This window comes from Pseudomonas sp. 2822-17 (genome assembly GCF_002742485.1).
Classification (GTDB): Bacteria; Pseudomonadota; Gammaproteobacteria; order Pseudomonadales; family Pseudomonadaceae; genus Aquipseudomonas; species Aquipseudomonas cyclaminis.
In genome coordinates this window covers 1-15,086 of sequence record NZ_LJRZ01000430.1, presented here as the reverse complement: position 1 = coordinate 15,086, position 15,086 = coordinate 1, and the positions used below count along the sequence as shown (strand labels likewise).

The 15,086-nt window shown below is 59.8% G+C and carries 16 protein-coding genes; 11 read left to right on the top strand and 5 right to left on the bottom strand.

All coding sequences use genetic code 11. The features are described from left to right. Positions 1-17 precede the first annotated feature (17 nt). The 8 genes from AOA60_RS15155 to AOA60_RS15125 all read left to right on the top strand — a co-directional run bounded on the left by AOA60_RS15155 (position 18) and on the right by AOA60_RS15125 (position 8,915). Positions 18-1,028, top strand: a complete 1,011-nt coding sequence (locus AOA60_RS15155; RefSeq protein WP_099585114.1) for a Gfo/Idh/MocA family protein — start codon at positions 18-20, stop codon at positions 1,026-1,028. Positions 1,029-1,341: 313 nt separating this feature from the next. Then, positions 1,342-2,370, top strand: coding sequence for a Gfo/Idh/MocA family oxidoreductase (locus tag AOA60_RS15150; protein ID WP_099585113.1), 1,029 nt, complete (start codon positions 1,342-1,344; stop codon positions 2,368-2,370). 128 nt (positions 2,371-2,498) lie between these two features. Then, on the top strand, positions 2,499-2,675 hold the full coding sequence (locus tag AOA60_RS33035) for a hypothetical protein (RefSeq protein WP_012723783.1): 177 nt from the start codon (positions 2,499-2,501) through the stop codon (positions 2,673-2,675). A gap of 48 nt (positions 2,676-2,723) precedes the next feature. Then, positions 2,724-3,653, top strand: coding sequence for a sugar ABC transporter substrate-binding protein (locus AOA60_RS15145; protein WP_099585112.1), 930 nt, complete (start codon positions 2,724-2,726; stop codon positions 3,651-3,653). Between the two features lie 65 nt (positions 3,654-3,718). Beyond that, positions 3,719-5,272, top strand: coding sequence for a sugar ABC transporter ATP-binding protein (locus AOA60_RS15140; protein WP_099585111.1), 1,554 nt, complete (start codon positions 3,719-3,721; stop codon positions 5,270-5,272). A gap of 31 nt (positions 5,273-5,303) precedes the next feature. Beyond that, positions 5,304-6,326: an ABC transporter permease gene (locus tag AOA60_RS15135; protein WP_024076018.1), complete on the top strand. Its 1,023-nt coding sequence runs from the start codon at positions 5,304-5,306 to the stop codon at positions 6,324-6,326. Between the two features lie 406 nt (positions 6,327-6,732). Beyond that, positions 6,733-7,137, top strand: a complete 405-nt coding sequence (locus tag AOA60_RS15130; protein ID WP_010564800.1) for a TraR/DksA C4-type zinc finger protein — start codon at positions 6,733-6,735, stop codon at positions 7,135-7,137. Between the two features lie 182 nt (positions 7,138-7,319). Continuing rightward, positions 7,320-8,915 carry a methyl-accepting chemotaxis protein gene (locus AOA60_RS15125; RefSeq protein WP_099585110.1) on the top strand — a complete coding sequence of 532 codons (1,596 nt, stop codon included), beginning with the start codon at positions 7,320-7,322 and terminating at the stop codon, positions 8,913-8,915. Positions 8,916-8,963: 48 nt separating this feature from the next. Here AOA60_RS15125 and AOA60_RS15120 read toward each other — a convergent pair whose 3' ends face one another. The 3 genes from AOA60_RS15120 to AOA60_RS15110 all read right to left on the bottom strand — a co-directional run bounded on the left by AOA60_RS15120 (position 8,964) and on the right by AOA60_RS15110 (position 9,884). Continuing rightward, positions 8,964-9,200 (bottom strand): DUF2789 domain-containing protein, encoded by a 237-nt coding sequence (locus AOA60_RS15120; protein ID WP_099585109.1) that lies wholly within the window; start codon positions 9,198-9,200, stop codon positions 8,964-8,966. Between the two features lie 72 nt (positions 9,201-9,272). Then, positions 9,273-9,503: a hypothetical protein gene (locus AOA60_RS15115; protein WP_099585108.1), complete on the bottom strand. Its 231-nt coding sequence runs from the start codon at positions 9,501-9,503 to the stop codon at positions 9,273-9,275. Positions 9,504-9,617: 114 nt separating this feature from the next. After that, entirely contained in the window at positions 9,618-9,884 is a 267-nt protein-coding gene (locus AOA60_RS15110; RefSeq protein ID WP_099585107.1) for a hypothetical protein, read from the bottom strand. Positions 9,885-10,301: 417 nt separating this feature from the next. Between AOA60_RS15110 and AOA60_RS15105 the strand changes: the two genes are divergently transcribed. Together AOA60_RS15105 and AOA60_RS15100 are read left to right on the top strand one after the other, a co-directional pair. Beyond that, a complete protein-coding gene (locus AOA60_RS15105; RefSeq protein WP_177411611.1) occupies positions 10,302-10,751 on the top strand; it encodes a hypothetical protein in 450 nt (149 codons plus the stop codon). Between the two features lie 133 nt (positions 10,752-10,884). Beyond that, positions 10,885-11,886: an ABC transporter substrate-binding protein gene (locus AOA60_RS15100; protein ID WP_099585105.1), complete on the top strand. Its 1,002-nt coding sequence runs from the start codon at positions 10,885-10,887 to the stop codon at positions 11,884-11,886. A gap of 72 nt (positions 11,887-11,958) precedes the next feature. Here AOA60_RS15100 and AOA60_RS15095 read toward each other — a convergent pair whose 3' ends face one another. Further along, positions 11,959-14,085 (bottom strand): TonB-dependent siderophore receptor, encoded by a 2,127-nt coding sequence (locus tag AOA60_RS15095; RefSeq protein WP_099585104.1) that lies wholly within the window; start codon positions 14,083-14,085, stop codon positions 11,959-11,961. A 95-nt stretch (positions 14,086-14,180) separates the two neighbouring features. After that, a complete protein-coding gene (locus tag AOA60_RS15090) occupies positions 14,181-14,570 on the bottom strand; it encodes a DUF2946 domain-containing protein (protein WP_099585103.1) in 390 nt (129 codons plus the stop codon). 91 nt (positions 14,571-14,661) lie between these two features. Between AOA60_RS15090 and AOA60_RS15085 the strand changes: the two genes are divergently transcribed. Beyond that, positions 14,662-15,086 (top strand): DUF3995 domain-containing protein (locus tag AOA60_RS15085; protein ID WP_099585145.1); only part of this gene is annotated, 425 nt, incomplete at its 3' end.

Genomic DNA, 15,086 nt, shown 5'->3' with positions numbered 1-15,086 from the left:
ACAAGAGGAGTGTTTGTATGTCGTTGAAGCTTGGAGTGATCGGTACCGGTGCCATCGGCCGTGACCATATTCGTCGTTGCAGCCAGACCCTGCTTAACAGCCAGGTGGTGGCGGTCACCGATATCAACCTTGAGCAAGCCGCCAAGGTGGTTGCCGATTTGAAGCTGGACGCCGAGGTGTATCCGGACGGCCATGCGCTGATCAACTCGCCGCAGGTCGAGGCCGTTCTCGTGACTTCCTGGGGCCCGAGCCACGAAGAATTCGTGCTCGCCGCCATTGCCGCCGGCAAGCCGGTGTTCTGTGAAAAGCCCCTGGCGGTGACTGCCGAAGGCTGCCGCAAGATCGTCGAGGCCGAAGTGGCCCACGGCAAGCGCCTGGTGCAAGTGGGTTTCATGCGCCCGTACGACGAAGGTTATCGCGCCCTCAAGGCTGTGATCGACAGCGGCCAGATCGGCGAGCCGTTGATGCTGCACTGCGCGCACCGCAACCCGACGGTGGGCGAGAACTACAAGACCGACATGGCGATCACCGACACCCTGATCCACGAGCTGGACGTGCTGCGCTGGTTGCTCAATGACGACTACGTTTCCGTGCAAGTGGTGTTCCCGCGCAAAACCAGCAAGGCCCTGGCCCACCTGCGTGACCCGCAGATCGTGCTGCTGGAAACCGCCAAGGGCACGCGCATCGACGTGGAAGTGTTTGTGAACTGCCAGTACGGCTATGACATCCAGTGCGAAGTGGTAGGGGAGACCGGCATCGCCAAACTGCCGGAGCCTTCACAAGTGCAGATGCGCAGCGGCGCCAAGCTGTCGAACGCGATTCTGATGGACTGGAAGGACCGGTTTATCGGCGCCTATGACGTTGAGTTGCAAGCCTTTATCGACAGCGTGCGCGCCGGGCAAGTCGGCGGGCCGTCGGCGTGGGATGGGTTTGCAGCGGCAGTGGCGGCAGATGCGTGCATCCAGGCGCAGAGCAGCGAGCAGATCGTCAAGGTGAGCTTGCCGGATCGTCCGCACTTCTACGGCTGACACTCGGTCGAGGTTGGAGAGGGCATGGGTATCTACGCAATTCTCAAAGGCTTACACATAACACTGTGGTGAGCGGGCTTGCCCGCGCTGGGCTGCGAAGCGGCCCCAAAACCTTCACCTCGGTTGGTCCTGGCGCTCTGCAGTGACCTTATTGGGGCCGCTTCGCAGCCCAGCGCGGGGCAAGCCCGCTCACCACAACAGCCCATTGCCATAGATTCAACATCCACTCGAAGTTGTGTAGATACCTATGCTCATCGGGGGCAAGCCCCCTCCCACATTTGATTGGGTTTGCACTTTAAAGAAGGAGTGAATCATGCGAATCGGACTAGTCGGCTACGGCCATGGAGGGCGCTTTTTTCATGCGCCGCTGATTGCCACATTGCCCGGCGCCACGTTCGTTGGCGTCGTCACCCGTTCTCCTGAGCGGCGCCTACAGTTGAATACCGACCACCCAGGCGTCCAGGCTTTCAACTCCATCGGCCAGATTGTCGAAGCCGGTGTCGACGCGCTGGTCATTTCCACCACCCTCAAAGGCCGCCCGGCCCTGGTGCTGGAGGCCATTGAACACGGTGTCGCGGTGGTCAGCGACAAGCCCTTTGCCGCCAACGCCGAACAGGCCCAGGCGCTGATCACGGCCGCCGAGCGCCATGAGGTGCTGCTGAGCGTTTACCAGAACCGCCGCTGGGACTCGGACTACCTGACCTTGCGCAAACTGATCGACGCCGGCGCCCTGGGCACCATCACCCGTTTCGAATCCCGCGTGGAACGCTACAGCCCCCAAGCGGTGGGCAATGCCAGTGGCGGCGGTTGGCTGCGTGATTTGGGCAGCCATTTGGTGGACCAGGCGCTGCAACTGTTCGGCCCGGTGGAACGGGTGTTTGCGCAATTGCACTACACCGCCGAACACCCCAGTGTCGACCACGGTTTTTTTGTCTCCCTGACCCACGCCAACGGGGTGATTTCCCACCTCTGGGGCAACGCCCTGCAAAACAGCCAGGCCCCGCGTTTTCGCGTCAGTGGCAGTTTGGGTTGTTACACGGTGGACGGCCTCGATGGCCAGGAAGAAGCGCTGATGGCCGGCAAATCGCCGAAAACCGAAGGCGAGCACTGGGGCGCCGAGGAGCACCGACGCTGGGGTTGGTTCGAGCAAGGGGATGAGCGTGAACGGGTGCCATCGGAAAAGGGCTGCTGGGCGCAGTTCTATCGTCAATTGCAAGCCGCCGTGCAAGGGCAGGGACCTTTACCGGTAGACGCCTATGAGGCGCTGGAAACCACCCGTATATTGGACGCCGCACGCCTGAGCGCCGAGCGCCAGCAGGTGGTTTCAACAAAAATAGAATAAAATTCTAAAACAGGTTGATATGGAAATTATTTTCCAATAAAGTCTTTTCCAGGTTGCATAAAGTACGTCTTGGGCTCGACCCCGGCGACTCAACAAAAACAAGATCAAAAACAACCAGGTACCGTCAGATGAAAATCTTCAACGCTGTACTGCGAGTTTTACGCCCTGCTCACACGCCACGCGGTCTGCCCCGCGCCCGGCCGTTCTACTTCTCCTTCCTTAATGTGCTGTGCGTCGAAAACAAAGGCGCGCTGGTCTGCTGCATTCCTGGCGCACCGGTCGTACGACTGCCCGCCGAGCTCTGATAAACGCAACGTCCAAAAAACCAACAAGAAAGTGGAGACAGACCGTTCATGAAGACCCCGATCCGTTTTACCGCGCTGGCCCTGTCCATGCTGCTCGCCAGCGGTGTTGCCTCGGCTGCTGATCTGAAGATAGGCGTGAGCATGTCCGCCTTCGATGACACCTTCCTCACCTACCTGCGCGAAGACATGGACAAGCAAGCCAAGTCCTACCCTAAAGGTGATGGCGTGCAGCTGCAGTTCGAAGACGCCCGCGCCGACGTGGTGAAGCAACTGAGCCAGGTCGAGAACTTTATCAGCCAGAAGGTCGACGCCATTATCGTCAACCCGGTGGACACTGCCTCTACGGCGAACATCATCAAGGCCGCTACCGCCGCAAAAATTCCGCTGGTGTTCGTCAACCGCCGCCCCGACAGCCCAACGTTGGCGCCAGGCGTCGCGGCAGTGGTGTCCGATGACGTCGAGGCCGGCAAACTGCAAATGCAATACATCGCCGAAAAACTCGGCGGCAAGGGCAACGTCGTGATCCTGTTGGGTGACCTGGCAAACAACTCCACCACCAACCGCACCAAGGGCGTGAAGGAAGTCCTGACCAAGTACCCAGGCATCAAGATCGAGCAGGAACAGACCGGCATCTGGTTGCGTGACAGGGGCATGACCCTGGTCAACGACTGGTTGACTCAAGGCCGCGATTTCGACGCGGTGCTGGCCAACAACGATGAAATGGCGATTGGCGCGTCCATGGCGCTGAAATCGGCAGGCAAGAAAGGCGTGCTGATCGCGGGTGTCGACGGCACGCCGGACGGCCTCAACGCGATCACCAAGGGCGATATGACCGTGTCGGCCTTCCAGGATGCCAAGGGCCAGGCGGACAAATCGGTGGAGACGGCGCGCAAGATGGCCAAGAACGAACCCATCGAGCAGAACGTGGTGATCCCGTTCCAGTTGATCACCCCGGACAACGTCAAAGACTTCAAGTAGCCCTGACATAACAACAATAAACCGGCAGGGCGGTCGTGCCCGCCCTGCTGATGGAGTACCTCCCTATGCTCGCTCAAGCCGCTGTCTCGCAGCCCCCCGGTCTCCAGCCGCTGGCGCTGGAAGAACCCTACCTGCTGGAAATCGTCAACATCAGCAAAGGCTTTCCCGGCGTCGTGGCCCTGGCCGACGTGCAACTGCGTGTACGCCCTGGCACCGTACTGGCGCTGATGGGCGAGAACGGTGCAGGTAAGTCGACCTTGATGAAAATCATCGCCGGCATCTATCAGCCAGACGCCGGTGAAATCCGCCTGCGCGGCAAGCCCATCGTATTTGAAACGCCCCTGGCGGCCCAGAAGGCCGGGATCGCGATGATCCACCAGGAACTCAACCTGATGCCGCACATGAGCATCGCCGAGAACATCTGGATCGGCCGCGAGCAGCTCAACAGCCTGCACATGGTCAACCACCGCGAAATGCACCGCTGCACCGCCGAGTTGCTGGCGCGCCTGCGCATCAACCTCGACCCGGAAGAACAGGTCGGCAACCTGAGCATCGCCGAGCGGCAGATGGTCGAGATTGCCAAGGCGGTGTCCTACGACTCCGACATCCTGATCATGGACGAACCGACGTCGGCCATTACCGAGAAGGAAGTGGCCCACCTGTTTTCGATCATTGCCGACCTCAAGTCACAGGGCAAAGGCATCGTCTACATCACCCATAAAATGAACGAAGTGTTTGCGATCGCCGATGAAGTGGCGGTGTTCCGTGACGGCCATTACATCGGCCTGCAACGTGCCGACAGCATGAACAGCGACAGCCTGATCTCGATGATGGTCGGGCGTGAGCTGAGCCAGTTGTTCCCGGTACGCGAAACGCCTATCGGCGAGCTGCTGATGTCGGTGCGCGACCTGACCCTGGACGGCGTGTTCAAGGACGTCTCCTTCGACCTGCATGCCGGCGAGATCCTCGGTATTGCCGGGCTGATGGGCTCTGGCCGCACCAACGTGGCGGAAACCATCTTTGGCATCACCCCCAGCAGCAGCGGCCAGATCACGCTGGACGGCGCACCGGTACGCATTACCGACCCGCACATGGCCATCGAGAAGGGCTTCGCGCTGCTGACCGAGGACCGCAAGCTCAGTGGGCTGTTCCCGTGCCTGTCGGTGCTGGAAAACATGGAGATGGCCGTGCTGCCGCATTATTCGGGCAACGGTTTTATCCAGCAGAAAGCCCTGCGCGCCTTGTGTGAGGAGATGTGCAAGAAGCTGCGGGTGAAGACCCCTTCGCTTGAGCAGTGCATCGACACCTTGTCCGGCGGCAACCAGCAGAAAGCCTTGCTCGCCCGTTGGCTGATGACCAATCCACGCTTGCTGATCCTGGATGAGCCGACTCGCGGTATCGACGTCGGCGCCAAGGCCGAGATCTATCGCTTGATCTCGTTCCTGGCCAGCGAAGGCATGGCGGTGATCATGATTTCCTCGGAGCTGCCTGAAGTGCTGGGCATGAGCGACCGGGTGATGGTGATGCACGAAGGTGAACTGATGGGCACCCTGGACCGTGCGGATGCGACCCAGGAAAAAGTCATGCAGTTGGCCTCCGGTATGTCCGTGGTCCACTGAAGAATTGCACAGAATAAGAAGGTGATTGGCTATGAACGCAATAACAGACAACAAGCCTGCCACGGCACCGGTCAAGCACCGGCGTCGACTGCCCACCGAGCTGAGCATCTTCCTGGTGCTGATCGGCATCGGCCTGGTGTTTGAGTTGTTCGGCTGGATCGTGCGGGACCAGAGTTTTTTGATGAACTCCCAGCGCCTGGTGCTGATGATCCTGCAGGTGTCGATCATCGGCCTGCTGGCCATCGGGGTGACCCAGGTAATCATTACCACGGGGATTGATTTGTCGTCCGGGTCGGTTTTGGCGCTGTCGGCGATGATCGCCGCCAGTTTGGCGCAGACCTCCGACTTTTCCCGAGCCGTGTTCCCAAGCCTGACCGATTTGCCGGTGTGGATCCCGGTAGCGATGGGGCTGGGTGTGGGACTGCTGGCGGGGGCGATCAACGGCAGCATCATTGCTGTCACCGGTATCCCACCGTTTATCGCCACACTGGGCATGATGGTGTCGGCCCGTGGCCTGGCGCGTTACTACACTGAAGGCCAGCCGGTGAGCATGCTTTCGGACTCGTACACGGCCATCGGTCATGGCGCGATGCCGGTGATCATCTTCCTGGTGGTGGCGGTGATCTTCCATATCGCCCTGCGCTACACCAAGTACGGCAAGTACACCTATGCCATCGGCGGCAACATGCAGGCGGCGCGGACCTCGGGGATCAACGTCAAGCGCCACCTGATCATCGTCTACAGCATCGCGGGCCTGCTGGCTGGCCTGGCCGGTGTGGTGGCCTCGGCACGCGCTGCCACCGGGCAGGCGGGCATGGGCATGTCCTATGAGCTGGACGCGATTGCTGCGGCGGTCATCGGCGGCACCAGCCTGGCGGGCGGGGTAGGGCGCATCACCGGCACGGTGATCGGCGCGCTGATCCTCGGGGTGATGGCCAGCGGGTTTACGTTTGTGGGTGTGGATGCGTATATCCAGGACATCATCAAGGGCTTGATCATTGTGGTGGCGGTGGTCATCGACCAATACCGCAACAAGCGCAAACTCAAGCGCTGACGCAGTACAAAATGTGGTAGGGGGCTTGCCCCCGATAGCGGAGTGTCAGCCAGCAGATTTATTTACTGACCCACCGCTATCGGGGGCAAGCCCCCTACCACATTTGAAAATCACCAGGCAGATCTTACCGTTTGTCTTCTATATAGCTCCACAAACTTGAATTTCTTGCTATAAACGCACTCCGATAACCGTTCGCCAAGCCCGTTCTGGTGCCTTTTGGGGTTGTATCGGTAAAAATGCCTGTCTTTTCAGTTGCTGCGCCCTCAAGTCGGCCTTAGACTGCCGCCCCTCGTAAATTGAGTGCCGGGTGGCGCTTGGAATGGATGGCGCCCTTCCGAGACCTGCAGAGGTCGGCCGGAACGCTCCCTTATTCGCCTTAATGCACGTATTTTTTATAGAGAAATCAATGACAAAGGAAAAGTTGCTGGCCATGCCGGCGGATGACTACATGAATGCCGAACAGCACGCTTTTTTTGAGCAGTTGCTGCAAGACATGAAAGTGGAGCACCACGAGCGCATTGAACAGAACCGTATCGCCATTGAAAGCCTGGACACCCCGGCTGACCCGGCCGACGCTGCTTCCGTGGAAGAAGAGCGCACCTGGTTGGTAAACGCCATCGACCGCGACCAGCGCATGCTGCCGCAACTTGAGCGTGCACTGGAACGCATCAAGGAAGATTCCTTTGGCTGGTGCGATGACAGCGGCGAGCCGATCGGCCTCAAGCGCCTGCTGATCAGCCCGACCACCAAGTACTGCATCGAAGCGCAAGAGCGCCACGAGCAGATCGACAAGCACCAGCGTCAAGCCTGATGCGGTGAAGCTGGGGGCCGTGTAGGCGGCTCCCCAGAGAAAAACCCGTTACACCCCGTCTATTGATCTGCTGCAAGCCACCCCACTAAAGGCCCATGGATAATGGCCCGATAGTGGCGTTTAATGCAGGCACAATAACGACAAGCAGCGGGGTAACGAAGATGGCTGGAGACGGAACTCTGATGGGCGCAGCAGTGCCACCCGATGCGGTGGTGCGCGGGTTGCCCGGCTGGTTGATGCCGCTCTTGCAGAGCACCGCCCTGGTGCTGGTCCTGCTGGGCCTTGCGTTGGCCAGCCTGCCGCTGTATCTCTGCCTGCCATTGACCTTGCTGGTCATCTGGTTGCCCCGCCTCAAAAGTCCCAAGCCTGTGATTGCGCGGTCTGATGCCGCCGATGCGATGGGCGAGCTGACCCGCGATCTGTCCTATACCACCAGCCATAACGCACTGTCCGCCGCCGGCGTGGCCTATTCGGTCAAGCAACTGGCTGCGCGTGTGCAGTCGCAATTGAGCGCGGCCAAGCAGATTGTCAACAATGCCGAAGTTATGATCGGCACCGAGAAGATCACCTCCCAACTCAGCCGTGAGGCCTTGGCGGCCGCCAGCCAGGCCCATCAGCGCAGCACTGAAGGTCGTGAAGTGCTGGCCCAGTCGATCATCCGCATGCACCAGCTCAGCCAGCGCGCCAACGCCAGCCGCGAGCTGATCGAAGCCTTGAGTCAGCGCAGCGAAGAAATCCAGCGCGTCACCCTGGTGATCCAGTCCATCGCCAGCCAGACCAACTTGCTGGCGCTTAACGCCGCGATTGAAGCGGCGCGGGCCGGTGAGCATGGGCGCGGGTTTGCCGTGGTGGCGGACGAAGTGCGCGGGCTGGCCGGTCGTACCGCCACGGCCACCGATGAAGTCGGGGTGATGGTGGCGGACATCCAACAGCGCACGGCTCAGGTGGTGGAGCAGATTCGCCAGTTGTCGGCGGATCTGCACACCGGCGTCGAGCAAGTGGAGCAAGCCGGCGAGCAACTGCACAGCATCGCCAGCCTGGCGGCGGATGTGGAAGGGCAGGTCAGTGAGATCGCCCAGGGTACCGACACCAACCGCGCCCAACTCGATAGCTTGTTCCACGCCGTTGAGCAGATGCGCAGCGACCTGGACGTGAGTGACCAGCAAACCCGCCAACTGGCCGACGCCGCCGTGCAAATGGAGGGGCAGGCAGAAACCATCAGCGAACGCCTGGCGGAGGTCGGGCTGGATGACTATCACCAGCGTGTCTACGACCTGGCGCGCGAAGGGGCCAGCCGCATTGCCGCGCAGTTCGAGGCAGACGTGCAGCAAAGCCGCATCAGCCTGGACGACTTGTTCGACCGCAGCTACACGCCAATCCCCAAAACCAGCCCGAGCAAGTATCACACGCGCTTCGACGGTTACACCGACCAGGTGTTGCCGGCGATTCAGGAGGCGCTGCTGCCGCGTCACGAAGGGCTGGTGTTTGCGATTGCCTGCACGCCCCAAGGCTATGTGCCGACCCACAACAAGGCGTTTTCCCAGGCGCTGACCGGAGATGCCCAGGTGGATGCGGTGCAGAATCGCACCAAGCGCAAGTTCGAGGACCGCACTGGGATTCGTTGTGGCAGCCATCAGCAAGCGGTGCTGTTACAGACCTATACCCGTGATACCGGCGAGCTGATGCACGACCTGTCGGTGCCGATCATGGTTCGGGGGCGGCATTGGGGTGGCTTGCGTCTGGGGTATAAGCCTGAGGGCGCGAAGGCTGTACGTTAGGCGCTTGTGCAAGCGCCTGCGAGCTGCAGGCGGTTTGCGGCGACGGGGTTACCGAGGTCGATGCAGGCGCTGGTTGAGCTCATCCACGCAGATGGCCCATTCGGCGTCTTCACGCAGTTCTTCTTTGAGAAACTGAGCCTGTTGCGGCGTCCAGAACGGGGCGTCGATCAATTTGACGTCGTCACTCAGCGGGTGCGCGGCAATGAAAGCGTCGATGGCTTTCGGCGACGAGTTCAGGCCCAGTTGTTCAAATAACGTTTCGAGTGTAGGTAGTGGCGCGTCCATATCAGTCTCCCTGCGGGTTTTAGAATCGTTACGCATGGGAGGCTTGTGGCGCGGTAGAGTTCGATCGGATTGTCAGGAGGTCAGCGCCCCTGAATCCACTGCGGTCTTCAGCGCCAGGGCGGATTCCTTGCCAGCGATGGCAGCGGTATCCAGTGTCTTGAACCAACGGTCCTTTTCCACCTGGTGCGTGGTGACGGTGGTCAACGGTGGCTTGGCGCGCATCACGATCACTGCTTGAAACTCACCGTCTACTTCCCTTGCGTCGCCGTGGATGAAAAATTCGCCAATATCAAATTCCGTCACGTATAGCCTTCCCTTCGAGGTAACCAACTGCACTGATGAAACCTGACCCAAGCGGGGCCAATTTCAATGGACGGGCCAGTATGGCAGTTGTTGAGGGGCGGCGGCGCAGTAAAGTCATCCGGGTGACGAAACGATCCCGTCGTGCAGGGAGGCCTCCAGCTGCTTGGCCAGTTCGCAGGCCTGGACATGGTCGCTGCGAAAGCCTTTGATCCTGCCGCTGATGACTTCGCGGATATGAAAGAAGTTTCTTCCGGCCGGTACTACCTGGTAAAGAATGGAATTGGGGTACCCGTTGGGACTGTGCAAGCAGTAGTATTGGTGTTCGTCCTGAAACGATGAGCGAATTCGGGAAGACGTAGCGTCGTTTGGGCGTCGGTGCATGGTCGGCTCCTGTCGATCGATCTTTGTTGACCCAGCAGCAGCGTTACAGGTGGTTTTAACCCGCGTTGCTGTTTTAGTATTGTCGTCGGCAGCCGGCCGTTGGTTCCATGCCAGGCTGTCCTGGCGTGTTCGAATTGTCGGAAACTACGTTTTTTAAGGGCGTTATTCTCTGAAGCGGGTCGACCGGTATTCTCTGGTTATTGAACCTGTGATCTCCTGTGATGGCTGATGACCTTGCACAAGGCTCATTGTGTACGTCGGTACTAGTCTTCGGACGCAGCCGCGAGATCTTCTTCAGTTTTTCTATGAATGTGTTGTGTGATCGTGCCGAGATGGCCGTTTTTTTGTGCTGCCCGCTCTGGCGGACAGCGCTCTTTTCGATGTGGGGGCGTTTCCTTGGCAGTCAGTAATCTGGATATGCACGCGTTGTTCGTGCTGGGTGATTTGCGCGCAAAGTTGGTCAAGCAGTTTCAATCCCGTTTCGTTTACATCACTGAGCAGACGCCAGAAGGCATCTACGTTGCCGAAATCGACACCGAGGCAGCGATGGTCGTGGATGACAAACCGCGCCTGGAGCTCAAGGTGGGTGACCATTTTCGTGCTGCGGTACTGCCCAGTCGCGAAGGTGGCAAGTTCGAACTCAAGTTCCGCGATATCAAGTTGACGGTGTATGGCCTGGGCGACTACGCCTTTGTGTCGACGGCCGATGGCTACGGCATTGTCTTCAAGGAAGGCCACAGCGTGATGCTGGTATTTGCGGCCAACGAACAACTGCAGGAAGGCCTGACCAAAACCCTCAAGGCCGTGACCGGCAAGGCCGCCAAATGGCGCAAGGGTGAGCTGGTGACATTCAAGGCCAGCGAATAACCAGCAAATACAGCGAACATCTCCTATCTCCCGGAACCTCTACTACAGTTGAGTTGACTTAACTATTCAGAGGCTTCGCGCTTAGTCAGCAAAGCCGTCCGCTGTTTGCTGTGATATCGCGAGGTGCAAGGGCATGAAAGGATTGAGAACGCTGTTGGCGGCGTCGTTGACGGCCATGAGCCTGTCAGTGTCGGCCGCACAGGCGCCGGTACACTTTGCCGACCTGAACTGGGAAAGCGGCAGCCTGATCACCGAGATACTGCGGGTGATTGTCGAGAAGGGTTATGACCTGCCCACCGACACCTTGCCCGGCACCACCATTACGCTGGAAACCGCCCTGGCCAAGGACGACATCCAGGTCATCGGTGAAGAGTGGGCGGGACGCAGCCCGGTGTGGGTCAAGGCCGAAGCCGAGGGTAAGGTTGCGGGCTTGGGCGATACGGTCAAAGGTGCCACCGAGGGGTGGTGGGTGCCGGAATACGTGGTCAAGGGCGATCCCGCCAAAGGTATCAAGCCCCTGGCGCCGGACCTCAAGAGCGTGAAGGACCTGGCCCGTTACAAGGATGTGTTCAAGGACCCGGAATCCCCAGGCAAAGGGCGCTTTCTCAACAGCCCCATCGGCTGGACCTCGGAAGTAGTCAACAAGCAGAAGCTCAAGGCTTATGGCCTTGACGACAGCTACGTGAACTTTCGCAGTGGTTCGGGGGCGGCGCTGGATGCCGAAATTGCCTCGTCGATCCGCCGGGGCAAGCCGGTGTTGTTTTACTACTGGTCCCCGACGCCCTTGATGGGCCGCTATAAGTTGATCCAGTTGGAAGAGCCGCCGTTCGATGCCGAAGCCTGGAAAACGCTGACGGATGCGGATAATCCCGATCCAAAGCCTACGCGCTCCCTGGCGTCCAAATTGAGCATTGGTGTGTCTACCCCGTTCCAGAAGGAACATCCGCAGATTGCGGCAGTTTTCGAGAAGGTCGAATTTCCGATAGAGCCGCTGAATAAAGCCTTGGCGAGCATGAGCGAGAAGCACACACCGCCACGGGAGGTGGCTCAGGTGTTCATGAAAGAGCACCCTGAAGTGTGGAAGGCCTGGTTACCGGAGGATGTGGCGGGGAAGGTGGAGGCAAGCTTGAAGTAAGTCTTGCTAGCTGCTGAAGGTCAAACTGTGGGAGCGAGCAAGTCCGCTCCCACAGTTGATTGCATTTCAGGTTTAGAAACGGGTTTGCAGCGCGACCTCGAAGGTTCTCGGCGAGCCCAGGTAATAAGCCGGCGACACATGGGCAAACTCGGCATACACCTCATTGGTCAAGTTACGCACCCGGCCAGTGACCGAGGTGTGAGCATCCACCTTGTAGCTCAGGAACGTGCCAAACAGGGTGTAGGCGGGCACGGTCATCGTATTGGCGTTATCCGCATACACCTCGGCGACATAACGTGCGTCCACGCCCCCTTGCCAGTCCTCGGCGAAATCATACGTCAACCACAGATTACCTACGCGCTTGGGCACGTTGGTCGGCGTGTTGCCCTTGCGTGAAACCACCGCGCCGCTGGCGATCTTCTCGTTGAACTCGTCGTACTGCGCATCCACCCAGGCGAAGTTGCCTTCTGCCAGTAACCTCGGTGTGAGGCGCAGCGAACTGGCCAGCTCGATGCCCCTGGACGACTGCGCGCCGACCGGGATGCTGCTGGTCGGGTCCTGCGGGTCGGTGACGGCAAAATCCTTGCGCTCGATCCGGTACGCGGCCACGGTGGCTGAGCCACGCCCGTCCAGGTAGTCGAACTTGCTGCCCACTTCCCACTGCTTGCCAGTCGATACATCGAACACCTGCGTGGTGGTGTTCGGTTGCTCGGCGGCGGTGCTGTACTGCGCGTAAACATTTGCTGATGGGACAAACTGATAGGTCAGGCCCACCCGGCCGGTCACCGGCTCCCAACGGCGCTTGAAGTGCCGCGGGTTGGTGGCCGTGACTGCGCGGTGGTTGGTCACATCCAGGTCGATGGCGTCATAACGCATGCCGGTCAGCAACGAGAGCTTGTCGGTGAGGCCCAGTCGGTTCTCCACGAATAGCGCTTTGGTGGTGACTTCATTGGTCTTGTCCTTACCGAACTTCTCCTGGGTTCGCGGTAGGTCGTAGAAGTGGCCGGGGTTGAAGGCGTTCGGATCCACCGTGCTGTTGCCCGGCACATTCCAGGGCGTGTTGGTGGTGCTGTTGACCTTGTACTCAAAGCCGCCGGACCACGTGGTCGACAGGCCAAAGACACGGGCGTCATGGCGCAGCTCGAACTGGTTGCCGTTCTGTTCACCTTGATGGCGCACCTGGTAGGCGGTGGAGCGGTTCACCGCGCTGTTATTGGCGTTGTACTGGTAGGTCTCCAGGTTGCGGTAGTCGCGTTGGCTGTCGAGATGATAGAGGGTGTTTTTCAGGGTGGTGCTGTCGTTGATCCGGTAGTCGATGATCGAGCGTGCCCACAGCGTGCGCTGCTCATAACGACCGTCTGCAACGTTGTAGTTGTTGAAACGGTTATGTGTGTCGATTTTCAACTCGCCGGCCTTGGGGTTGAGCACGGGCGTGCCCCAATACGGGCTGTCTTCATGCTCATCCTGATATTCCAGGGCCAGGGTGTGGGACAGGTTGGGGGTGAGGTCGCTGAGCAGGGAAAACGCCAGGCTCCAGGCATCGCGTTGAGCGCGGTCGATGTAGCTGTGATTGGTGTTGCGGCTGACGTCCAGGCGCGCATAGTGCTGCACCTCGGCGCCCGGTTCGGTCAGGGCATGGTTCACGCCGAAGGCCATGCCGGCCGTGTCGTAGCTGCCATAGGTCAGTTGGCCTTCGGCAGCGTGTTCCTCACGGGTCGCCAACTTGGTCACGTAGTTCAGCGAGCCGCCCACGGAGCCGGCCCCGTTGATCAGGGAGGAAGGGCCGCCGACCAGTTCCACCCGATCATAGATCCACGCATCCACCGGCCGCGCCAGGCCGGTGGCAACGTTGATCCCATTGAACATCTGGGTGATCTGGCTGCTGGTGAATCCACGATAAGACACAAAACCTCCAAATCCCGGCGGAGCGCTGGCATTGACGCCAGGCAGGGTGTTGGCGGCATCACGGAAGGTCTTGGCGCCGTGGCGTTCAATATCGTTGCGATTGGCAATGGCTACTGACGCCGGGGTTTCCCGCACGCTCAATCCCAAGCGCGAAGCCACGCCGCTGGATTGCTCCAGGCTCAGGCCGGGTTCGGTTGTTGACTCGCCATCAATGGTGGTCGGGGCCAGCTCGATGGCCCAGGTGCAGACAGGCAGGCAGCCGAACAGGCCCGCCAACAGGGGTAAATGTTTCATGGTTGAATCCTGAAAAACTTGGCTTGAAAGCAACGCACAGCCTTGCGTATTTCCTTGGGGAAACGGTGGCCGGTGCAGATCGGAAAGCGAAGAGATCAGGTGAAGGCAGGCGGGGCACGCGGATTAGCCGTGGGCCAGGTGACGCGGGCGGGGGTGTCAGCGCGGGTGACGATTGCTGGCGGTGGTGCGTGAGGTTGTGGCAACACCGCCACATTCAGGCTGGAGCTGAGCGCCGGCCCCATACCACCGGTGGAACACAGTGGGCAACCAAATGCCTTGGACAGCGTGGGCAGGTTTTCATCGGTGGAGTTGGACGGCTTGGGCGCCTGGGTACGCGGGTCCACGGTACAGAACTGACCGCCGATGCCATTGAGCTGCATCCCGACCATCTGCCCATGCCCAATACTGCAGACGAACACATTGAACAGGACGCAGCAATACAGCATCCAGGCAATGAGTGAGCGGTCGGCACGGGCAAGTTTCATGGGGCGGCACTTTACCATCAGCCGCCGACGAAATGCCTGCAAAAAATCCCTGGGCGACTATCCTGTCTCGCACCTTTCAGGAGAGCCAGCCATGAGCTTTGTCATCGCACGGTGGATCGTCGGCATTTTTACCTGCATCAGCATGGTCCACCTGTACTGGGCGGCGGGCGGCAAACTCGGCAGCCTGGCAGCCATCCCGCAGCTCCCGGGCGAATTCGCCAGCGGGCCTCGTCCTGCGTTCAAACCATCGGCTTTGGGCACATTTCTGGTGGCAATGGGTTTGGTCGCGATTGCGCTGCTCGTCTGCCTGCGAGCCGGGCTGTATTTCTCGCCGGTATCCCACGGAGCATTGCAGTGGGGGATCAGTGCGATTGCCTTGGTGATGTTTGCCAGGGCGATTGGGGACTCGGAGTTGGTGGGGTTTTTCAAGAAGGTCGGCGGGTCGCGGTTTGCGAGGATGGATACGTGGGTTTATTCGCCGTTGTGTTTGGGGTTGGGGGTGGGGTTGTTGGTGGT